The 21,965-nt window shown below is 67.4% G+C and carries 21 protein-coding genes; 15 read left to right on the top strand and 6 right to left on the bottom strand.

Annotated elements, in window-relative coordinates; translation table 11 throughout:
- Positions 1 to 48 precede the first annotated feature (48 nt).
- From A5658_RS01920 to A5658_RS01880, 9 genes are all read left to right on the top strand, one after another.
- A complete protein-coding gene (locus A5658_RS01920; protein ID WP_067330442.1) occupies positions 49 to 1,554 on the top strand; it encodes a PPE family protein in 1,506 nt (501 codons plus the stop codon).
- 117 nt (positions 1,555 to 1,671) lie between these two features.
- Complete coding sequence (locus A5658_RS01915; RefSeq protein WP_067330439.1) at positions 1,672 to 3,168, top strand: PPE family protein; 1,497 nt, start codon at positions 1,672 to 1,674, stop codon at positions 3,166 to 3,168.
- Entirely contained in the window at positions 3,168 to 4,373 is a 1,206-nt protein-coding gene (locus A5658_RS01910; RefSeq protein ID WP_067330436.1) for a cupin domain-containing protein, read from the top strand. The genes A5658_RS01915 and A5658_RS01910 overlap by 1 nt, the downstream gene beginning before the upstream one ends.
- Positions 4,373 to 5,332: a hypothetical protein gene (locus A5658_RS01905; protein WP_067330433.1), complete on the top strand. Its 960-nt coding sequence runs from the start codon at positions 4,373 to 4,375 to the stop codon at positions 5,330 to 5,332. The genes A5658_RS01910 and A5658_RS01905 overlap by 1 nt, the downstream gene beginning before the upstream one ends.
- A gap of 82 nt (positions 5,333 to 5,414) precedes the next feature.
- Entirely contained in the window at positions 5,415 to 5,723 is a 309-nt protein-coding gene (locus A5658_RS01900) for a PE family protein (protein ID WP_067330430.1), read from the top strand.
- Positions 5,724 to 5,725: 2 nt separating this feature from the next.
- Positions 5,726 to 7,357 carry a PPE family protein gene (locus A5658_RS01895; RefSeq protein ID WP_067330496.1) on the top strand — a complete coding sequence of 544 codons (1,632 nt, stop codon included), beginning with the start codon at positions 5,726 to 5,728 and terminating at the stop codon, positions 7,355 to 7,357.
- A 47-nt stretch (positions 7,358 to 7,404) separates the two neighbouring features.
- Positions 7,405 to 7,698 carry a type VII secretion system protein EsxG gene (gene esxG, locus A5658_RS01890; RefSeq protein WP_067330427.1) on the top strand — a complete coding sequence of 98 codons (294 nt, stop codon included), beginning with the start codon at positions 7,405 to 7,407 and terminating at the stop codon, positions 7,696 to 7,698.
- A 27-nt stretch (positions 7,699 to 7,725) separates the two neighbouring features.
- Positions 7,726 to 8,016: a WXG100 family type VII secretion target gene (locus A5658_RS01885; RefSeq protein ID WP_067330420.1), complete on the top strand. Its 291-nt coding sequence runs from the start codon at positions 7,726 to 7,728 to the stop codon at positions 8,014 to 8,016.
- Between the two features lie 126 nt (positions 8,017 to 8,142).
- Positions 8,143 to 9,771, top strand: coding sequence for a PPE family protein (locus tag A5658_RS01880; RefSeq protein WP_067330414.1), 1,629 nt, complete (start codon positions 8,143 to 8,145; stop codon positions 9,769 to 9,771).
- On the opposite strand, the gene A5658_RS01875 is transcribed toward A5658_RS01880, so the two are convergent.
- Together A5658_RS01875 and A5658_RS27265 are read right to left on the bottom strand one after the other, a co-directional pair.
- A complete protein-coding gene (locus tag A5658_RS01875) occupies positions 9,768 to 10,748 on the bottom strand; it encodes a quinone oxidoreductase (RefSeq protein WP_067330493.1) in 981 nt (326 codons plus the stop codon). The genes A5658_RS01880 and A5658_RS01875 overlap by 4 nt on opposite strands.
- Before the next feature lie 60 nt (positions 10,749 to 10,808).
- Positions 10,809 to 11,993, bottom strand: a complete 1,185-nt coding sequence (locus A5658_RS27265) for an RNA-guided endonuclease TnpB family protein (RefSeq protein WP_082992882.1) — start codon at positions 11,991 to 11,993, stop codon at positions 10,809 to 10,811.
- Between the two features lie 84 nt (positions 11,994 to 12,077).
- On the opposite strand from A5658_RS27265, the gene A5658_RS01865 reads away from it, so the two are divergent.
- Complete coding sequence (locus tag A5658_RS01865) at positions 12,078 to 12,752, top strand: hypothetical protein (RefSeq protein WP_067330409.1); 675 nt, start codon at positions 12,078 to 12,080, stop codon at positions 12,750 to 12,752.
- Here the strand turns inward: A5658_RS01865 and A5658_RS01860 are convergent.
- From A5658_RS01860 to mptB, 4 genes are read right to left on the bottom strand one after another with little or no spacing between them, the layout of a single operon-like run.
- Entirely contained in the window at positions 12,702 to 13,664 is a 963-nt protein-coding gene (locus tag A5658_RS01860) for a heme A synthase (protein ID WP_369830471.1), read from the bottom strand. The genes A5658_RS01865 and A5658_RS01860 overlap by 51 nt on opposite strands.
- Positions 13,665 to 13,693: 29 nt before the next feature.
- Positions 13,694 to 14,470, bottom strand: coding sequence for an ABC transporter permease (locus A5658_RS01855; protein WP_067330404.1), 777 nt, complete (start codon positions 14,468 to 14,470; stop codon positions 13,694 to 13,696).
- Positions 14,471 to 14,519: 49 nt separating this feature from the next.
- Positions 14,520 to 15,452: an ABC transporter ATP-binding protein gene (locus A5658_RS01850; protein WP_067330401.1), complete on the bottom strand. Its 933-nt coding sequence runs from the start codon at positions 15,450 to 15,452 to the stop codon at positions 14,520 to 14,522.
- Entirely contained in the window at positions 15,449 to 17,164 is a 1,716-nt protein-coding gene (mptB, locus tag A5658_RS01845) for a polyprenol phosphomannose-dependent alpha 1,6 mannosyltransferase MptB (protein ID WP_067330490.1), read from the bottom strand. Before mptB ends, A5658_RS01850 begins: the two co-directional genes overlap by 4 nt.
- Before the next feature lie 80 nt (positions 17,165 to 17,244).
- Between mptB and A5658_RS01840 the strand changes: the two genes are divergently transcribed.
- From A5658_RS01840 to A5658_RS01820, 5 genes are all read left to right on the top strand, one after another.
- Positions 17,245 to 18,054: a helix-turn-helix transcriptional regulator gene (locus tag A5658_RS01840; protein WP_369830470.1), complete on the top strand. Its 810-nt coding sequence runs from the start codon at positions 17,245 to 17,247 to the stop codon at positions 18,052 to 18,054.
- Entirely contained in the window at positions 18,051 to 19,502 is a 1,452-nt protein-coding gene (gene sufB / locus A5658_RS01835; RefSeq protein WP_067330395.1) for a Fe-S cluster assembly protein SufB, read from the top strand. Before A5658_RS01840 ends, sufB begins: the two co-directional genes overlap by 4 nt.
- Positions 19,502 to 20,692 carry a Fe-S cluster assembly protein SufD gene (sufD, locus tag A5658_RS01830; protein ID WP_067330392.1) on the top strand — a complete coding sequence of 397 codons (1,191 nt, stop codon included), beginning with the start codon at positions 19,502 to 19,504 and terminating at the stop codon, positions 20,690 to 20,692. The genes sufB and sufD overlap by 1 nt, the downstream gene beginning before the upstream one ends.
- The gene (gene sufC, locus A5658_RS01825) at positions 20,689 to 21,462 is read left to right on the top strand and encodes a Fe-S cluster assembly ATPase SufC (RefSeq protein WP_067330390.1); all 774 of its coding nucleotides are present in this window, start codon (positions 20,689 to 20,691) and stop codon (positions 21,460 to 21,462) included. Before sufD ends, sufC begins: the two co-directional genes overlap by 4 nt.
- 71 nt (positions 21,463 to 21,533) lie before the next feature.
- Positions 21,534 to 21,965, top strand: a 432-nt coding sequence (locus A5658_RS01820; RefSeq protein WP_369830469.1) for an aminotransferase class V-fold PLP-dependent enzyme, incomplete at its 3' end; no start/stop codon positions are given.

Genomic DNA, 21,965 nt, shown 5'->3' with positions numbered 1-21,965 from the left:
CTTGCGACTACGACGCGGCGTAGTTTTCAATGCCGTCGTGATGAGGTTATGACCGCGCCGATCTGGATGGCCCTGCCGCCCGAAGTCCATTCGACACTGCTGAGCAGCGGCCCCGGGCCGGGCTCGCTGCTGACCGCGGCGACCGCCTGGTCGGCGCTGAGCACCGAGTACGCCGAGGTGGCCGACGAGCTGACCACGGTGCTGGCGGCCGTGCAGACCGGTGCCTGGCAGGGCCCCAGCGCCGAGCGATACGTCGCCGCCCACGCCCCGTACCTGGCCTGGCTGATGCAGGCCAGCGCCGACAGTGCGGTCGCGGCGGCCCAGCACGAGACCGCAGCCGCGGCCTACACCGGGGCACTGGCCGCGATGCCGACGTTGCCCGAGTTGGCCACCAACCACGTGGTCCACGGGGTGCTGACGGCGACGAATTTCTTTGGCATCAACACGATTCCGATCGCGCTCAACGAGGCCGACTACGTGCGCATGTGGGTGCAGGCCGCGACGACTATGAGCACCTACCAGGCCGTCGCCGGTTCGGCTCTCGCCGCGGTTCCACCGGCCGAGCCGGCACCGCAAATCATGCAGGCGAGCGGCGAAACCTCCTCCGCGGCAACACAAGCCGCAGCTGCTGCGGACACCTCGTGGCAGGATCAATTAGCCGCGCTGCTCAGCGACTACACGCAGGGGTTCGCCTGGCCGCTGGGCAAACTGCTCTACCCGGACGGGTGGCCGTTTCCCGCCTACCCCTTCGCCAGCGGCATCGCCAACGCGCTTCAGTCGGCGATCCCCGGCCTGTCGCCCACACTGGCCTCCGCGATCGGCTGGACCGTGTTCCACACCACCGTCCTGTTCTGGCCGTTGGTGCAGGCGGCGCCCTTCTTGCTGCCCTTCGCGATCCCCGCGGCCTTCGGCGTCGGATTTGCCGGGCTGGCCGGACTCGCGGGCATCGCGGCCGTCCCCAGTGTTTCCGTTCCGCCGGTCGCGGCCGTCCCGGCCACGCCGGTCAGTGCCGCACCGGTGAGCGCGACGCCGTCGGTCTCGACCGTCGGGAGCATCGGGACCAGCGGCGGGCACGCACCCGCGGTGTCGAACGCCCCGGCGCCAAGCACGGTCGGCGCGTCCGGCGCGGTGCCGCCGGGCGCCGGTCCGGGCTTCCCGCCGCCGTACGCGGTGGGCGGGGCTTCGCTGGCGTCCGCGCTCAACGCGCAGGCCAAGACCCACGAGCCGACATCGCGCGGTGCGTCCAAGGCGCCCGCCGCAGCCGCGGCGGTGGCCACCGGCGCGCAGGACCGGACCCGGACGCGGCGGCGTCGGCGCGTACGGCAGCAGGCGCACGCCCACGAGTACATGGACATGAACATCGATGTCGACCCGGACTGGGGCGCGACGGCCGCGGCCACGGATAGGGGAGCGGGACCGCTCGGCTTCACCGGAACGGTGGCCAAAGGCAGGGTGCAGGCGACCGGGCTTGCGACGCTGTCCGAGGAGGGCTTCGGCGGCGGTCCGAGCCTGCCGATGCTGCCGAACACCTGGGGTGGCGCGGGGTCGCCTTAGCCCCGCGACCGGCGGATACCCCCTACCGGTACCGAGTCTTGTCCTACGACATGACGTCGTATTCACTTTGTCCGTGATCGCACACATATGTGCCGCGTCGGTAGCGGATGTGCGGTGATGACGACGCCGATATGGATGGCAGCGCCGCCGGAGGTGCACTCGGCGTTGCTCAGCAGCGGCCCGGGTCCGGGCTCGCTGCTGGCGGCGGCGAGCGCGTGGAGTTCGCTAAGCGCGGAATACTCCTCGGTCGCCGAAGAGCTCAGCGGCGTGCTGGCCGCGGTGCAGGCCGGGGCGTGGCAGGGCCCGACCGCCGAGCGCTACGTGGCCGCGCACGCGCCCTACCTGACCTGGCTGATGCAGGCCGGCGCCAAGAGCGCCGCCGAAGCCGCCCAGCACGAGACGGCGGCGGCTGCCTACACCGCGGCGCTGGCCGCCATGCCGACCTTGCCGGAGCTGGCCACCAACCACGTGGTGCACGGGGTGTTGACGGCGACGAATTTCTTTGGCGTCAACACGATTCCGATCGCCGTCAACGAAGCCGACTACGTACGCATGTGGGTCCAAGCGGCCACCACCATGACCACGTACCAGGCTGTGTCGACAGCGGCGCTAGCCGGTGCGCCGCAGACCGAGGCGGCCCCGCAGATCGTCAGCTCCAACTCTGCTCACGCGGCCGATAGCGAATCCGGTGACGAGGGCGATGGCGGAACGCTGCCGCCGATCGACAACGACGGCGGCACCCCGTACGACCTGAGCTGGTGGAGCAATCGAGTCCTGGAAGTCTTGCAAACCTTCCAAAGGGATGCCGGGATCATCGCCCAGAACCCAACACAGGGGATCACTCAGCTCTTCTCCGATGTGGGGGCCCTGGCATCAGACGAGTTCGGCCACGCGATCGAAGCCATTCAAGCCTTTCCGCAAGTCCTGGCGCTTCCGTTCCTGCTGCCAGCTGGAGTCTTCGGAGGCGTCGGAGGACTGGGAGGACTGGCCGGCATACAGCCCGCCACACCAGAACTCCCCGCCGAGATGCCGTCGCCGACCCCGCAAGCCTCGACGCTGCCGGCCACCTCGACCGGCAGTCCCGTCGCGATAGGTGCGCCGAGCGCGCCGGCCACCGCCCCGGCGTCAGCACCCGCGCCCACGGCCGGGACGGTCGCGACGTCGGTGCCGACATCGCCGCCGCCCGCGGGCGGCCCGGGTTTCGTGCCGCCGTACGCCGTCGGCCCGCCCGGGATCGGATCGGCTTCCGACATGGCCAGCACCGCCAGCGCCGGCGACAAGAGGAAAGCCGCCGAACCCTTCGCCGCGGCAACCGCCGCCGCAGCGGCTGATCGCGGCCAACTCCGGTCGAGACGACGCCGGCGCGCCGGCATGCGCGGGTACGCTCACGAATTCATGGACATGAATATCGCCGTGGACCCGGACTGGGCTGGATCGACGGCGAGTTCCGACAGCGGCGCCGGCCCGCTGGGTTTTGCCGGCACAGTACGCAAAAGGGCCTCGGCTGCAGCGGGTCTGGCTACCCTCGACGATGACGAATTCGGCAGCGGAGCGGTGCTGCCGATGGTGCCGGGCACCTGGACCACCGGCGGCGAGGCGGAAGAACAGGGCTGATGGGTCAGCGCTCACCGGGCGTTCACACCGAATTGTCGCTGGCCTGGTTGCTTCAACCGCTCACCGTCAATGCTTTTCTCGACGAGTTCTGGGGTAATTCGCACATTCACGTGAGCCGAAGCAGCCCCGGCTATTTCGACAGTCTGCTGCAAGGAGCGGACTCGGTCGATGCCCTGCTGGCGGTGTTTCGGCCACACCTGTCACTGGTCAGCGTGGTCCGGCAGGGGGAGCGCAAAGAGCAGTACGTCTACCGGCTCGCCGACGGCGGTTTCGACGTCGCTGCCGTCGGCCAGGACTTCGCCGACGGCTTCACGATCGTGCTGGACAGCGTCCACCGGTACGTGCGCTCGATCGCGTCGCTGGCGCATTCCATCGACGTGGAGCTGAATTTCGCGGCGCAGGTGAACGCGTACTTCACGCCGCCGCAATCGCAAGGCTTCGTGGCGCATTTCGACGACCACGACGCGCTGATCGTGCAACTTCACGGATCCAAGATCTGGCATCTCTACGAGGGCATCGACGTGGCGCCGCACGAGATGTGGCGCCACGATTCAATTCCCGCCGCCGAGCTCCCTACGCCCACAGACGTCCGCCTGGAAGCGGGGGACGTGCTGTATGTGCCGCGCGGACGCGTGCATGCCGCCGAATCGACCTCGGAGCTGTCGGTGCATTTGACGATCGGTTTGCACGCACCCACGCTGTCCCTGCTCGTCGCCCGAATGCTGAACGCGCTCAACAATTCCGATGCCCGTGCACACATTCAACTACCGCCACGTTTCCTATCCGATCCGGACGTGCGGGCCGGATTGGGATCGCTCGTGCACGAGATTACCGAATCCCTGGAGCAACCGGAAGCCATTGCGGCAGCGCTTGATTCGCTCGAGGCCGACCTGGTCAGACGGGGCCAGTGCCACCCGCTGGGAGCGGCCATCTCCGACGCGGTGGACGTCGACGACCAGACCCGGGTGGTGAAGTCCCAACCGCTGTATTCGCGGGTGACCGAGGATTCCGCCGGAGTGGCATTGCACTTCGCCCAATCGGTGGTGAACGCCGACGCCGACCACCGCGAGGCGCTGCGGTACCTGGCGAGAAGTGCCGAGCCGCTGCGGGTTTCCGATCTGCCGGGGCTTTCCGAAGTGCAGCGAATCGAACTTGCGCGAACTCTGATCTTGCAAGGATTCCTCCTTCGGCTGCCGGGCGACTGATGGAGATCGCCGACCTCGCCCAGTGGACGCCGATTCGATTCAACTTGTCCACGCCCACCCCGACCGTCGATTGGGCCGACCTGTCGGCCGAGCGTTTCGTCGAGCCGTTCTTCGACCAGACCGTCGGTCGCTGGTCCACTGGCCCACACGCGCAGCCGCTGGTCCGCACCGGACTGGATGCGTTGGTGGCGCTCGACCAAGAGCCGTCACTTGACCCGGCGGGCATGATTTTTCACGTCTCGCGATGCGGATCGACACTGGTATCCCGGCTCCTGTCCACCGTTCCGGGGGTGGTGGTCGTCGCCGAGCCGTCGCCGCTGAACGCGCTCCTCGGCCTGAATCCGGCACAAGTGGACGGGGCCACCCTCGTTCGGCTGGTTCGCTTTCTGGTGCGGGCGCTGGGTCGCCGACGCCACGGCGACGAACAGCAGCTGGTGCTCAAGTGCACCAGCTGGAACATTCGCCGCCAGGAAATTCTCACCGCGGCTTTTCCAGACACGCCGTGGGTCTGGGTGCAGCGCGATCCGGTCGAAGTGGCGGCCTCGCTGCTGGCCGCGCCGCCGGGATGGCTCGGTCACCAGGTGCCGCCGGCGCAGACCGCGCTGCGGTTCGGTATAGAGCCGGCGAGCGTACCGACCATGCCGCGGGCCGAGTTCGTCGCCCGCGCCCTGGGCGCCATGCTGTTCTCCGCCAGCGCTGGGCCGCCGGGGCGGATCTGCGTCGACCATTCTGAGCTGCCCGCCGCGGTGTGGCAGCGGGTCGCACCGCATTTCGGGATTGAAGTCGACCCGGCGGCAAGGGAACGCATGACCGAACAGTCTCAGTTCTACTCGAAAGATTCTGAACCCCAAAGTTTTTCGAGTGACCAACAAGACGGCCGTACGGTGACAGACGAGATGCGGGAGGCCGTCCGACGCTTCGCCGAATTCGGCTATCGACAGTTGGCGTCGCGTCCGTAGCGGTTTCGAGTTCCCAATCCCAACTCGCTGTGCTAAAACTGTTAATGAAAATCATGTTCATAACGGTGACCGGAGGGCTGTCATGACACTGCGCGTCGTTCCTGAAGGCCTTGCTGCCGCTAGCGCGCGCATCGAAGCCCTCACCGCGCGGTTGGTGTCTGCCCAGGCCGGTGCGGTGCCGATGATCACGGCCGTGGTTCCGCCGGCCGCCGACGCGGTGTCGCTGCAAACCGCGGGCGGTTTCAGTCTTCGTGGCGGTCAGCATGCCGCCGCCGCGGCCCAGGGCGCCGAGGAGCTGGGCCGCTCCGGCACCGGGGTCGCTGAGTCGGGTGTCGGTTATGCCGCGCTCGATGCCGCCGCGGCGGCGTCGTATCAGGGCGTTTGGGGCTGACGGTGACGGCGCCCATCTATATGGCCGCGCCGCCGGAGGTGCACTCGACACTGCTGAGCAGCGGCCCAGGGCCCGGCTCGCTGCTCGAGGCTGCCGGGGCGTGGGATTCACTGAGCGCCGAATACACCGCGGTAGCCGCGGAACTCAGCTCGGTGCTCACCGAGGTGCAAGCCGCCGCCTGGCAGGGGCCGAGCGCGGAATCGTTCGTATCGGCGTATGTGCCATATCTGGCATGGCTGACGAAAGCCGGTGCCGACAGCGCCGCGGCCGCCGCCCAACACGAGACCGCGGCCGCGGCTTACACCGCCGCGCTGGCGGCGATGCCGACGATGCCGGAGCTGGTGACCAACCACGTGGTGCACGGGGTGCTGCAGGCCACGAATTTCTTTGGCATCAACACGATTCCGATCGCGGTCAACGAGGCTGACTATGTGCGGATGTGGGTCCAGGCCGCCACCACGATGAGCACCTATCAAGCCGTCGCCGACACCGCGGTCGCGGCGACGCCGGCCACCGACACCGCGCCTCCGATTCTGAAATCCAACGATGCGTCGCAGCCCGCCGACAGCGGCGACAATCCGCTAGGGCTCCCGCAGTGGCTCGTGGACGATCTGGAGAAACTCGGCATCGGCAACAGCCAGCTCGCGCATGACCCGACGGTCGACACCCCTTTCGATGACGCGATTGCGCAGTGGCTGCAGAACTTCGGTTACACCTGGGATCCCGCTCAGGGAACGCTGAACGGACTCGAGTACGACGCCTACACCAACCCGGGCCAGGTCTCATTCTGGGTCGCTCGGGCCCTCGAACTCACCGAGGACTTCCAGTACTTCGGCCAACTGCTGCAGCAGAATCCAATCGAAGCCATTCAATGGTTCATCAGCTGGCAGCTGTTCGACTTTCCCACCCACATCCTGGAAGTCGCGAGCTTTTTGTCACAGAACCCGGCGCTGTTCGTTGCCTTCGCGCCCGCACTCAGTCCGCTTGCGGCCGGCAGTGCGGGCCTGGCAGGACTGGCGGCCTTGGCACAGCCGGTGATCCCTGTGCTGCCGGTCGAATCCGTTGTGGTGCCGTCGCTCTTCCCGGTGACCGCGCCCGCACCGGCCGTCCTGGCGTCGTCGGTGGCCCCCAGTGCTCCGGCCCCGTCGCCCACGTCGGCCGGTGCGGCGAGCGCACCCGCGGCGCCGGCTGCCCCCGCTGCGTCGGCGCCTCCTGGTGCAGGGCCGGGCTTTTCGCCGCCATACGTCGTCGGCGGTCCGACCATCGGGTCGGGGATGAGCACCCAAGCGAAGACGCAGGAGCCCACCTCGCGGGGCGCGTCGAAGGCGCCGGAGATCGCTGCCGCAGCGGCGGCCGCCGCGGCAAAGCACCCCGCCCGGCGTCGGCGGCGCGCGATGCAACGCGACCACTACGACGAATACGCCGACATGAACGTCGACGTCGACCCCGATTGGGCTAAGCCGACGGAGTCCTCTGATCGGGGCGCGGGGCCGCTCGGGTTCTCCGGCACTGTGTCCAAGAACGGTGAACAGGCGTCCGGACTGGCTACTCTTACGGATGACGGTTTCGGAGACGGGCCGAGAATGCCGATGCTGCCCAACACCTGGTCGCCGGGAGAGGACCAGGACAACTGAATGTCTTTGTACAGCAACGCTAATCAAGTGAGGAAAGGATTTCGGGGATGAGTTTGTTGGATGCTCACATTCCGCAGTTGGTGGCGTCGCAGTCGGCGTTCGGGGCCAAGGCGGGGTTGATGCGGTCGACGATAGGTCAGGCCGAGCAGGAGGCGATGTCAGCGCAGGCGTTTCATGCCGGCGATTCGGCGGCGGCGTTTCAGGCCGCGCATGCCCGGTTCGTGGCGGCGGCGGCGAACGTGAACTCGTTGCTCGATATCGCGCAGGCGAACTTGGGCGATGCGGCGGGTACTTATGTGGCCGCCGACAGTGCTGCGGCGAGCAGCTACCCGGGCTTCTGAAACCAGGGCTGAGAAAGAGGGTTTGTGATGTCGCAGATCATGTACAACTACCCGGCGATGCTGGCGCATTCGGCGGACATGGCCGGCTACGCGGGCACGTTGCAGAGCCTGGGTGCCGATATCTCGGCCGAGCAGGCCGCATTGCAGGCGGGCTGGCAGGGTGACACCGGGATGAGCTATCAGGCCTGGCAGGCGCAGTGGAACCAGGCGATGGAACAGCTGGTGTTGTCATATCGGGCGATGGCGAGCACGCACGAGAACAACACCACTTCGATGTTGGCTCGTGACTCGGCCGAAGGTGCCAAGTGGGGCGGCTAGGTCGCTGACCTTTGCGGTCAGCGAGTCGACGTGAGGATGTGACGACGACGGACTTCCGTCCGGCAACTCGGTGGTGTTAGCTGAGCAAATGCTCACCCGGCTTGCCGGTAGCGGCAGGCGCTGACCATGACCGCGCCGATCTGGATGGCACTTCCGCCCGAAGTGCACTCGGCGCTGTTGAGCAGCGGTCCAGGGCCGAGCGCGTTGTTGGCGGCCGCCGACGCGTGGAATACGTTGAGCGCGGAGTATCTATCGGCCGCCGACGATCTCACCGCGGTGTTGACGTCGATACAGGCCGGCGGATGGCAAGGGCCCAGCGCTGAGGCATACGCCGCCGCCCACGTGCCGTATCTGGCGTGGTTGATGCAAGCGAGCGCCGATAGCGCGGCGGCGGCCACCGCCCACGAGGGCGCTGCCGCGGCCTACACCACCGCGCTGGCGGCGATGCCGACACTGGCGGAGTTGGCTGGCAACCACATGGTGCACGGTGTGCTGGTGGCCACCAATTTCTTTGGTATCAATACGATTCCGATCGCGCTCAACGAGGCCGACTATGTGCGCATGTGGGTGCAGGCGGCCACCACGATGACAAGCTACCAAGCAGTCTCGGGTGCGGCACTAGCCTCGTCGCCGCGGACCGCGCCTGCACCGACGGTGGTCAAGTCGGCCGCGTCGAATTACGGCGACACCGTCAGCAACGCCATCCAGGCAATCGAGGAGCTGGTGCACGACGCGTCCACTCTGAATCTGTCCGATCTCGAGTCGTCCCTGCTGAACGTGTTTCAAAACTTCAACGTGACCGCGTTCCTGGAGAATCCGGTGGGTTATAGCCAGCAGATCGTCGAGTCCTTGGTCAACCAGTTTCCTATCCTGTCGGATTTGTACTACGGCTTCGGCGGGGACCACATCTTCGAGTTGCTCACCGACCCGGTCGGTTTCGTGCAGCACGTCATCAACAATTTTCTGACCAATCCGCTGGGTGTAATCGCCAATCCGTTCACGCTTCTTCTCAGCGCCGACGATTATCCGACGATCTTCTATCCGCTGGTCTCGCCGGCCATCGCCCCCGCCTTGGCGGCCGCCACCGCGGGTTCGGCCGGCGGCCTTGCGGGGCTTGCAGCCATACCGATCGCAACGCCCGATATCTCACCCGCGTTGGACCCTGCAACGGTCTCGGTGCCGACCGCGGGAACGCATGCCGCCGTCGTGTCCGCCGTAGCGCCAGCCGCGGCGCCCGCCTCGGCGCCGGCCTCCACCAGCGCACCTGCGGCGGCATCGCCCGCGGCCCCGGCGGTCGGCCCGTCACCGGCAGTGCCGGCGGCGGGCGCACCGTTCGTGCCGCCCTACGCCGTGGGTCCGCCCGGCATCGGGTTCGACTCGGGAATGAGCGCGGGCGCCATGTCCCGCGCCATGCGGAAGGCTCCCGAACCCGACGGCGCTGTCGCCACAGCCGCAGCGGCGGTAGGTGAGCAGCGGAAGGCGCGGCGACGCCGGCGCGCGATCGCGCGTGATTACGGCGACGAGTACGCCGACATGAACGTCGAAGTGAATCCGGACTGGAACGCGACATCCGTCGACCAATCGCGGGCATCGGGCAGCGGCGCCGGGCTGTTGGGATTTGCCGGCACCGTTCGCTCCGAGTCCGTAGAGCAAGCGGCGGGATTAGCGACGTTGGCCGGTGACGAGTTCGGCGGTGGTCCGACGATGCCGATGGTGCCGGGCGGCTGGGAGGCCGGTCCAACGAACGACTCCTAGGGCGTCAGCACGATCGATCCGATGGTCTGACGGCCCTGCAGGTCGCGATGTGCCTGCGCGGCCTCGGCCAGCGGGTAGCGGTGGCTGACCTCCACGCTCAGCTCGCCGTCGGCGATAGCCTTGAATAATTCGCCTGCGCGCCAAGCGAATTCCTCGCCGGTTCGCGTGTAGTGGACCAGCCCCGGCCGGGTCAGGAAGACCGATCCGGCCGTGTTGAGCCGTTGCGGGTCGACGGGCGGCACCGGACCACTGGCCGCGCCGAACAGCGCCAGCGTGCCGCGCACGGCGAGGCTGGCCAGGCTGGCGTCGAACGTGCTCGCCCCGACGCCGTCGTACACCGCAGCCACGCCGGACCCATCGGTCAGGTCGCGAATCCGTTGGCCGAATGCGGCCGCGTCGTCGCCCGGGTAGTCCAGCACCTCGGCAGCGCCGGCCTGCCGCGACCGCTCGGCCTTCTCCGGCGTCGACACCGTCGTGATCACCCGAGCACCCTTATGCGCCAACCACTGCGTGAGAATCAGGCCGACCCCGCCGGCGCCGGCATGGACCAGCACCGTGTCACCGGGCTGCACCGCGTATACCGACGTGATCAGGTAATGCGCCGTCAAACCCTTCAGCAGGGCCGAGGCGGCCACGTCCAAGCCGATCTCCGACGGCACCCGAGCAGCGAATTGTGCTGGGGCAGTACTAAATTCGGCGTACGACCCGGATGCCGAAACGGCGGTCACCACCCGGTCGTCGATGCTGAGATTGGTGACGCCGTCACCGATCGCGGCGACCGTGCCGGCGACCTCGTTGCCCAGCACGAACGGCAGGTCCCGCGGATAGCTGCCCGACCGGAAATAAGTATCGATGTAGTTCACGCCGACCGCTTCGGCCTTGATCAGAACCTGACCCGGTCCCGGAGACGGCTCTGGCGTCTCGACGTAGCGAAGAACTTCCGGACCACCGATTTCGGCGACTTCGATTGCGTGCATGGTGACTATCTTGACGGCCTCCGCGGACTGACGTCCGGAGATTCCAACCCGATCTCCCATTTACGTGGTAGGAAGGCTCGGTTGAGGTTCACAGTTCGCAGACCGCCTGACGGCGAGGTCTCCCCGTGCTGGCACCGCCCGTCCGGCGGCGATATTGCGAGCGGCGTTCACGTCTGCGTGGCACGGCGCAGCACCGCAGGAGGTACACTCGAAAACCGCTTGGCTCTTGCGGTTTTCGCGTGCGACATGCCCGCAGGCGCTGCATCGCTGCGACGTGTACGCGGCTGGGACTCGTTCGAGACGTCCGGCAGCCTTCTGATCGAGACGGGTGACCATGCGGCCCCACGCCTGGCGGATAATCGCGCGGTTAAGGCCGCGCTTCTGCGCGACTCGAACTCCAGGATGCTCGAGCGTGCCGCGCGCGGATCGTGTCATCGCCCGAACGTCCAGCTGCTCCACCCGAATAATGTCAAATCGTCGAGCAAGCTCGGTCGTAGTCTTTTCTACCCAGTCCCGGCGTCGGTCGGCTTCCCTCGCTTTAATTCTCGCTATCGCCAACTTGGTGCGCTGTCGGCGGTGGGAGCCACGTTCGGCACGTGCCAAGCGCTGCTGTAGCCGCCGCAACCGAATCTGCTCCCCGGGTGTCAGACCGGGGACGTGTAACAACTCTCCGGTGGAGAGTGCCGCGGACACGATCACACCGCGGTCGACACCGACCGTGCTGCCGTCCCCGGGCCCGTGGATTGGCTTGGGGATGTGCGCGAACGCGACATGCCAACGCCTGGCTCGATCTTTCGTGATGCGATAAGACTTCACTCCTGCCGGCACGGCTCTGGTCCAGCGAAATCGGACCCAACCAACCTTCGGCACCCATACGCGGCCGTACCGGCGATTTAATCTCTCGACATGACGCGCCTTCACCCCTACTTGGCGAAATCCCTCGTGGACCCCGGCCTTGCGCCAAGACGGGCGGCCATGGGTGCCGCCGAAGAAATTTCGCATCGCCTGAGCAAAATCTCGCAGCGCCTGTTGCTGCACATTCTGTGAACCCGCAGCCAACCAGTCGTACTCGGCGCGTACCTCGGTCAACTGTGCGGATTGTGTGTTGTACCCGGGGGCACGGCGCCCCGGCTGCCAGAACTGTTGCTGTTCTACGGCAAGGTTCCAGACAAATCGAGCATGCCGGCAATGCTCGGACAGCACCACCAGCTGAGCTGGTGTCGGCGACAATCGAAACCGCGACATATCCGAAAAGTAGTTGCTGCCACCGACACCAATGGTCGTTGTCGGACTCGGTGCATATGTGCCGGGTTTTCTAAAGGAGTCCGCATGAAGTTGGCCCGCCCCGACATTCGCCATCCCCGGATCGTGCTGGCCGGCTCCGCGGACGGCGATGACGCCGGGCTGGTGGCCGCGCTGCGCGCGCGCGGCCTGCATGCGCACTGGTTGTCTTGGGAGGACCCGCGCACGCTGGACGCGGATCTGGTGATCCTGCGGGAGAGCAGCAATCGCAACGAGTTTCTGGCGTGGACCAAGCGGGTGCCCGCCCTGCTCAACTCCGCCGAGGTCGTCGCCTGGAACAGCGGTCGGCGTCATCTGCGCGACCTTGGCCGGGCGGGAGTGCCAGTGCTGCGTGGGCGTCGACCCTCGGGCTCTGCGGTTCGGACCGCGCTGGTGTTTCTCGGCGGCGTCCAGTCCCATGCGTTTGGCGAGGGTTCGCCGGTCGACGCCGATTTCGAATTGTGGGATCTCGGGCAGACCGCACTGCAGGCGGCGGCCGACCACGTGGGTATCGGGGTGGAGGAGCTGCTGTACGCCCGCGCGGATGTGATCGAGGAAGCCGGGGGCGCCGAGTTGGCCGAGTTGGATCTGGTTGCCCCGTCGCTGGGTTGGGGACTGCTCGACGACGACTCCCGCGTGGATGCGCAACGCCAGTTCGCGCTGTGCGTGGAGTCAGCTTTGGACCGGCTGGGGCTGGGTCCGCTCTCGCATCGAGCCCCATAACGCCGCTGTGGCCGCGGTGCAGATCGCCGCTCCGGCGACGTGGACCGCCACCAACGCCGCGGGAACCCCGGTGAAGAACTGCACGGTCCCGACGGCCGCCTGACCGAACACCGCCATCAGCAACACGCCAAGTCGCAGCAGCACCGGCCGCGGTGCGTGCACGGCCAGTAGCCCGAAGCCGAGTCCGACCAGCAGGGCCAGATAGGCGATCAGCAGCGACGTGTGCGCGTGCACCAGCGTGGTGATCTCGATGCGCAGTCGCGGGACGGTTCGGTTCGGGCTGGTGTCACCGGCGTGCGGCCCCGCCGCGGTGACGAGCGTTCCGGCCACCAGCACCGCGGCCAGTGTCAGCCCGCTGAGCGCGGTCAACCTCCGCAGCGGCGTGGCGACCTGATCGTTGACCACGCCTTCGTCGGGCTGGCCGACCTTGACGAACAGCAGCACCGCCAGCCACACCATCGTCATCGACGTCAGCAGGTGAATGGCCACCGTCCACCACAACAGCCCGGTCCGGACGGTGATGCCGCCGATCACCGCCTGCAACACCGTCGACGCCGGCATCAGCCAGGCGTAGACCAGCACCTCGCGCCGTCGGTGCGCGCGCATGACCGCCAGCACCGCCAGCGCCGCGGTGAGTACCACGGCGAAGGTGACCATTCGATTGCCGAATTCGACGGCCTGGTGGATCCGGGGGACCTCGGAATGGGCGATCGGCGTGAAGCTGCCCGGAAAGCACTGCGGCCAGGTCGGGCAGCCCAGACCTGACGCGGTGACGCGAACGATCGCCCCGGTGACGGCGATGCCGCCCTGCGACAGGATCACCAGCGCCGCGATGATCCGCTGTGCGCGAAGGCTGGGGCGCGATAATCGCCGCAATGCTTGCCCGACCGGCATCGCCCGATCGTAGGGCAACGACAACTACGCCTCGTAGTAGGGCCGCGTCAGGTGAATCGGAACCAGCGCATTGCGCCCAGGCCGGCCAGCGTGCCCCATACGACGAGCACCAGCACGCCGAACCAATCCACCGAGAGGCTCATCGCGCGGGACAGCGATTCGGTGAGCGCTCCGGCCGGGGTGAGTCGCGCGGCCCACTTCACGGTAGATCCGACCATGCCGGATTCGATGGTCAGCGCACCGAGGCCGGCGAAGACGAACCACAACAGGTTGGCGACCGCCAGCACGATCTCGGCGCGCAGGGTGCCACCGAGCAGCAGGCCCAGCGCGGCGAACACCGCGGTGCCCAGCGCTATCACCGCCGCGCCCAACGCCAGGCCGAGTGGATGCGGACGCCATCCGAGCGCAAAGCCGATGGCCCCCAAGATGATTGACTGCAGGAAGACGACGGTCACGACCGCTGCGGATTTGCCGGCGATGATGCCCCACACCGGCAGCGCCGTCGCGCCCAGTCGTTTGAGTGCGCCATAGCGGCGATCGAACGCGACTGCGATGGCCTGGCCGGTGAACGCGGTCGAGATCACCGCCAGCGCCATGATCACCGGGACGAACGTGGCGGCGCGGTTGTCGCCGAACGACCCGAACGGCAACAGCGTCAATCCGATCAGCAACGTGATCGGGATGAACATGGTCAGCAGCAGTTGCTCGCCGTTACGCAGCAGCAGCTTCAACTCCAGACCGAACTGCGCGGCCAGCATCTTCGGCACCGCGGCGGGCCGCGGGTTGGGCGCGAAAGTGCCTGCAGTGAAATGGCTTTCGGTCATATGTGCCACTCCTCAGCGTAGCTGCGGTCTGCATCGTCGTCCGCGCGGGTCATGCGCGTAACTCCCGGCCGGTCAGCTCGAGAAATACATCCTCCAGGCTGCGCTGCTCCACCCGCAGATCGGTGGCCAGCACATTGATCTGGGCGCACCAGGCGGTGACCGTGGCCAGCACCTGCGGATCGATCGGCCCCTCGACCAGATACTCGCCCGGTGTCGCCTCGACGGCGTGGTAATTCTCGGGCAACGCCGCCACCAGCAGCGAAAGGTCGAGGCGTGGGGGAGCGCTGAACCGGAGTTGCCCCTTGGCGCCGCTGCGGGTCAACTCCGCCGGTGTCCCGGACGCCACCGTCACCCCATGGTCGATGATCACCAGCCGGTCGGCCAGCTCCTCGGCCTCCTTGAGTTGGTGGGTGGTCAGCACGACCGTTACGCCGTCGCGGCGCAGCGCATCGATCAACTCCCACACCAGGATTCGGGCCTGCGCATCCATCCCCGCGGTCGGCTCGTCGAGGAAGACCAACTCGGGGCGGCCGACCAGCGCGCAAGCCAGCGCGAGCCGCTGCTGCTGCCCGCCGGAGAGCCGGCGGTACGTGGTGCGGGCCGCGTCCGTCAGACCCAGGGTGGCCAGCAGCCACTGCGGGTCCAGCGGATCGGCGGCGTACGAGGCCACCAGGTTCAGCATCTCGCCGGCGCGGGCCGCGGGATAGCCGCCGCCGCCCTGCAACATCACGCCGATGCGCGGCCGCAGCCGGGCGTTGTCTGCGATCGGATCCAGACCGAGCACTTCGACGGTGCCGGCGTCGGGCCGGATGAAGCCTTCGCACATCTCGACCGTCGTGGTCTTGCCCGCGCCGTTGGGGCCGAGCAGCGCCAGCACCTCGGCGGCGTGTACCTCGAGATCCAGCTGGGACACGGCGGTGGTCGAGCCGTACTGCTTGCACACCCCGCGCAGCCGCACGGGGATATCGGAAGCGGGGCTCACGACGATTTAGCGTAAGCGCCGGGCAGCGGATCGGGTCGCGGGGTCTGGCCGTCGGGCGGCGAATCCTGGTCGGCTGCGTCGGCGGCGGGCTTACCGTTGGGCAGCGGCCGCCACGGCAGCCGGTCGTAGGTCACCGCGATCAGCAGCAGCACGACGACCGTGCTGGCCACCGTGGCGTCCACGATCTGGAACAACGCAAATCGGTCGCCGTTGGCTGTCGGCCCGAAGACGCCGATGACGATCGTCACCACGATGACCGCGATCCGGAAGCCCGGCCTCGTCGCCCACGCCGCCAGCGGGATGATCGCCCAGAGCAGGTACCACGGCTGCACCACCGGAAACAGCAGAACGCAACCACCCAGCGCGACCCCGAGCCCGCCGACCGGATGCAGCCGGCCGCGCAGCACGGCCACCAGCAACCAGGCGACCAGCACCGCGATGATCAGTACGCCGATGCCACGGGTTAGCGACAACACAGCGGTGGTGTGATCGCCCAGACCCAGCAGGATGCCGACCTGCCCGGTGCCTAGCGCGATCAGCGTGGGCGGCGACATCCAACTGCGGACCACGTTCGCGGTACCCAGCGTGTAGATCCAGCCGAAGCCGAGTCGGCTGGCCCATCCGACGGCGGCCATCACGGCCAGAGACAGTCCGCTCATCAGCGCGCCGGTCAGAACGAACGCCTTGAAGCCGCCGCCGTAACGCCGGGCCAGCGCCATTGTCACGAATCCCAGTGCCAGCAGCGACGGGAGCTTGATCTGTGACGACAGCACGATCAGGACCGAGCCGGCCAGCAGCATGCCCAGCGGCGCCCAGTCGGCGCGGTCGCCGCTGGCGCGCGGCCACGGTCGTGGCCACAGCGGGCGGGCGGAGGCCCCGGTCTCCAGGCCGCGTAGGGCCAGTTCGGTGCCGGTCAGCATCAGCCCCATCATCGGGGCCTCGTTATGGATGCCGGCTACCAGATGCATGATCAGCAACGGGTTGGCCGCTCCCAGCCACAGCGCGGTGACTTCGGCCACCCCGCAGCGGCGGGCCAGCCGCGGTGTCGCCCACACGATCAGGCCCACCCCGAGCAGCACCACCAGCCGGTGACAGAGCACCGCCGCGACGATGTTCTCGCCGGTCAGCGCGGAAATGCCGCGGCCGATCCACAAGAACAGCGGCCCGTAGGGGGCCGGGGTCTCGCGCCACAGGCTCGGCACTGACAACGTGAAGACGTGACCGAGCCCCAGACCGGTCGCCGGCCCCACCCGATACGGGTCGAGGCCCAGCCGCGCGATCTGGCTCTGCGCCAGGTAGGAGTAGACGTCCTTGCTGAACATCGGCGGCGCGATCAACAGCGGCAGCACCCAGAGCAGCAGCGTGCGATCCAGTTCGCCGCGCGACATCCGCCGCTTGCCGAGCGCGAACCGGCCCAGCATCAGCCAGGCCAGGGCCATCATCGTGGCCCCGCTCGTGGTCATGGTCAGCGACACCGTCTGGATTCGGGACGGCAGATTGAGCAACCGCACGCCGAACGTCGGGTCCTGGACCACGGGCCGGGCGCCGGCTCCGAGCGCTCCGATGCCCATCAGCACCGTGCCGGTCGCGCCGAAGACCCGGGTGCGACGAAGCGCGCGTTCCTCGGCTTCGTTAAGCGGCTGGCCCACCGTCATCTCGTCGCCGTGCAGGCTGGCGATCGAGGAACTCAGCGAGTGGTGGCGGTCTGCCATCAGAGCAGCGTAAACCGCCACCGGGGTGCCGCCGAACTGGTCAGGTGTGACCAGCGCAACCACGGCAGAGGGTAGCCTTGCTGGACCCGTCCTCGGAATTGCGTCACACTGGTGTTGTGAAATTCCCGCCCTCCGTCTCCAGCGCCGAAGCAGCAGCGGCTGCCGCGACGCACGACGGTCAGACCCGCAGCGCCGTGGTGCGGCTGCTGCTGGAGTCCGGGTCTATCACCGCCGGGCAGATCGGCGAGCAACTCGGATTGTCTGCGGCCGGGGTCCGTCGTCACCTCGACGCGCTGATCGACATGGGTGACGCCGAGTCGGCTCCCGCAGCGCCGTGGCAGCAAGCCGGACGGGGACGCCCGGCCAAGCGGTACCGGCTGACCGCCACCGGGCGCGCGAAGCTGGGCCACAGCTACGACGATCTGGCGTCCGCGGCCATGCGCCAACTTCGGGAGATCGGCGGCGAAGAGGCGGTCCGCAGCTTTGCCCGGCAGCGCATCGACTCGATCCTGTCCGGGGTCGAGGCAGCCGGCGCGGATACCGACGAGGAGATCGAGGCCACCGCCGAGCGAATCGCCGGCGCCTTATCCAAGGCCGGCTACGTCGCGACCACCACACAGGTGGGCGGTCCGATCCACGGTGTGCAGATCTGTCAGCATCATTGTCCGGTGTCGCACGTCGCCGAGGAATTCCCGGAGCTGTGCGAAACCGAGCAGCAGGCGATCGCGGAGGTACTCGGTACCCACGTGCAGCGGCTGGCGACCATCGTCAACGGCGATTGCGCCTGCACCACCCACGTCCCGCTCGCTGCGGCGGACACCAAACCGACTGAACTTCGGCGCACAGCCCGCGCCGAAGCCACCACGAGCACCAAAGGAGTGTCGTTATGACCCTCACCCCGGAGGCCGCCAAGACGGCTGTGCCCGAGACGCTGACCCAGGAGGAGACGATCGCCTCGCTGGGCCGCTACGGCTACGGCTGGTCGGACTCCGACGTGGCCGGTGCCAGCGCGCAGCGCGGGCTGTCGGAGGCCGTGGTCCGCGACATCTCGGCCAAGAAGAACGAGCCGGAATGGATGCTCGAGCACCGGCTCAAGGCGCTGCGCATCTTCGAGCGCAAGCCGATGCCGAACTGGGGGTCCAACCTGGAGGGCATCGACTTCGACAACATCAAGTACTTCGTGCGTTCCAGCGAGAAGCAGGCAGCCACGTGGGACGATCTGCCCGAGGACATCCGCAACACCTACGACAAGCTCGGCATCCCGGAGGCCGAGAAGCAGCGATTGGTCTCAGGCGTTGCGGCGCAATACGAGTCAGAGGTGGTTTACCACTCGATCCGTGAGGACCTCGAGGCCCAGGGCGTGATCTTCCTGGACACCGACTCCGGTCTGCGCGAGCACCCGGAGATCTTCCAGCAGTACTTCGGCACCGTGATCCCGGCCGGTGACAACAAGTTCTCGGCGCTGAATTCCGCTGTGTGGAGCGGTGGTTCGTTCATCTACGTCCCGCCGGGCGTGCATGTCGACATCCCGCTGCAGGCCTACTTCCGGATCAACACCGAGAACATGGGCCAGTTCGAGCGGACGTTGATCATCGTCGACGAGGACGCCTATGTGCACTACGTCGAGGGCTGTACCGCGCCGATCTACAAGAGCGACTCGCTGCACTCCGCGGTGGTCGAGATCATCGTGAAGCCCGGTGGCCGTTGCCGTTACACCACGATCCAGAACTGGTCGAACAACGTCTACAACCTGGTCACCAAGCGGGCCCGGGCCGAGGCGGGCGCGACCATGGAATGGGTCGACGGCAACATCGGATCCAAGGTCACGATGAAGTACCCGGCGGTCTGGATGACCGGTGAATACGCCAAGGGCGAAGTGCTTTCGGTCGCGTTCGCCGGCGAGGGCCAGCACCAGGACACCGGCGCGAAGATGCTGCACCTGGCGCCCCACACCTCGAGCAACATCGTGTCCAAGTCGGTCGCCCGCGGCGGTGGTCGCGCCTCCTACCGCGGCCTGGTCCAGGTGAACAAGGGTTCGCACGGATCGCGGTCCAGCGTGAAATGCGATGCGCTGCTGGTGGATACGATCAGTCGCAGCGACACCTACCCTTACGTCGACATCCGCGAGGACGACGTCACGATGGGCCACGAGGCCACCGTGTCCAAGGTCAGCGACAACCAGTTGTTCTACCTGATGAGCCGCGGGCTGACCGAGGACGAGGCGATGGCGATGGTGGTACGCGGCTTCGTCGAGCCGATCGCCAAGGAACTCCCGATGGAGTACGCCCTGGAGCTCAACCGGCTGATCGAGCTGCAGATGGAAGGCGCGGTCGGCTAGTGACGGGATTGACTGAAGCGGTTGAGGGTTCGGCCCTCGCCGCTGCCAACAAGGGTGAGCTGTTCTCGTCGTTCGACGTCGACGCTTTCGAGGTTCCGGGTGGACGGGACGAGATCTGGCGGTTCACCCCGCTGAAGCGGCTACACGGGCTGCACGACGGCTCGGCGCACGCCACCGCGAGCGCGAAGATCACGGTTAGCGAGCGGCCCGGCGTGCGGGTGGAGACCGTGCGTCGCGGTGACGAGCGGCTCGGGCAGGCCGGTGTGCCCGCCGACCGGGTTGCCGCGCAAGCCTTTTCGTCGTTCAACGCCGCGAACGTGGTCACCGTGGCCCGCGACACGCAGGTTGCCGAGCCGATCGAGATCGCCGTCGAAGGTCCCGGAGCGGGAGCCGTCGCTTACGGCCATCTCCAGGTGAGGGTCGAAGAGCTGGCCGAGGCGGTCGTGGTGATCGACCAGCGCGGCAGCGGAATATATGCCGACAACCTCGAATTCGTCGTCGACGACGCCGCGCGGCTCACGGTGGTCTGGATCGCCGACTGGGCCGACGACGCAGTGCATGTCAGCGCGCAGCACGCCCGGCTGGGTAAGGATGCGCTGCTGCGCCACGTGGCGATCACGCTGGGCGGCGACGTGGTGCGGATGACCGGTAACGTGCGATTCGGTGCGCCCGGCGGTGACGCCGAGTTGCTCGGCCTGTACTTCGCCGACGACGGCCAGCACCTCGAGTCGCGGTTGCTGATCGACCACGCTCAGCCGGACTGCAAATCCAACGTGCTGTACAAAGGCGCGCTGCAAGGGGATCCGGACTCGAAGCGCCCGGACGCGCACACCGTGTGGATCGGCGACGTGTTGATCCGCGCCGAGGCCACCGGCACCGACACCTTCGAGGTCAACCGCAACCTGGTGCTCACCGACGGCGCGCGCGCCGACTCGGTGCCCAACCTGGAGATCGAGACCGGTGAGATCGTGGGCGCCGGGCACGCCAGTGCCACCGGAAGATTCGACGACGAGCAACTGTTCTATCTACGTGCCCGAGGCATCCCGGAAGAGCAGGCCCGCCGGTTGGTGGTGCGCGGCTTCTTCAACGAGATCATCGCCAAGATCGCGGTCCCCGAAATACGTGAACGCCTGACCAACGCCATCGAACACGAACTGGCCATTACCGAATCGAGAATCACTTCCTCATGACAACCCTGGAAATCAAGGACCTTCACGTCAGCGTCGAGAACGCCGCCGACGGCGACGAGATCGTCATCCTCAACGGCGTCGACTTGACGATCCGCTCGGGCGAAACCCACGCGGTGATGGGCCCCAACGGATCTGGCAAGTCGACGCTGTCCTACGCGATCGCCGGCCACCCGAAATACCGCGTCACGTCGGGCTCGATCACCCTCGACGGGCAGGACGTCCTGGCCATGAGCGTCGACGAGCGCGCCCGCGCCGGCCTGTTTCTGGCCATGCAGTACCCGGTCGAGGTCCCCGGTGTCTCGATGTCGAACTTCCTGCGCTCGGCCGCGACCGCCGTCCGCGGCGAGGCGCCCAAGCTGCGGCACTGGGTCAAAGAGGTCAAGGGCGCCATGGCGGAGCTGGACATCGACCAGGCCTTCGGCGAACGCAGTGTCAACGAGGGTTTTTCCGGCGGTGAGAAGAAGCGCCACGAGATCCTGCAATTGGGACTGCTGAAGCCCAAGATCGCCATCCTCGACGAGACCGACTCCGGTCTGGACGTCGACGCGCTGCGGGTGGTCAGCGAGGGCGTCAACCGCTACGCCGAAGCCGAGCACGGCGGCATCCTGCTGATCACGCACTACACCCGGATCCTTCGCTACATCCAACCGCAGTTCGTGCATGTCTTCGTCGGTGGCCGGATCATCGAGTCCGGCGGCCCGGAGCTTGCCGACGAACTCGAAGAAAACGGCTACGTCCGCTTCACACAGCCGGCGGCTTCCGGAGCTTGACCGTGAGCAATTCCGTCACGCCCTTGGACGTCGCCGCGATCCGCGCCGACTTCCCGATCCTCAAGCGCGTCATGCGCGGCGGAAATCAGTTGGCGTATTTGGATTCCGGCGCAACGTCGCAGCGGCCGGTCCAGGTACTCGACGCCGAACGCGAATTCCTGCTCACCTCCAACGGTGCCGTGCACCGCGGCGCGCACCAGCTGATGGAAGAGGCTACCGACGCCTACGAGCAGGGTCGTGCCGACATCGCCGCATTCGTCGGCGCGGGCCCCGACGATCTGGTGTTCACCAAGAACGCCACCGAAGCGCTCAACCTGGTGTCATACGTGTTGGGGGACAACCGCTTCGACGGCGCAGTTGGGCCCGGCGACGTCATCGTCACGACCGAACTCGAACACCACGCCAACCTCGTCCCGTGGCACGAACTGGCGCGGCGGACCGGGGCCACATTGCGCTACTACGAGGTCACCGACGACGGCCGGATCGACCTCGACTCACTTCAG

The sequence above is a fragment of the Mycobacterium sp. 1245111.1 genome (assembly GCF_001673405.1).
Lineage (GTDB): Bacteria > Actinomycetota > Actinomycetes > Mycobacteriales > Mycobacteriaceae > Mycobacterium.
The sequence above is the reverse complement of the archived record's forward strand: the minus strand, read 5'-3'. Positions and strand labels throughout refer to the sequence as shown.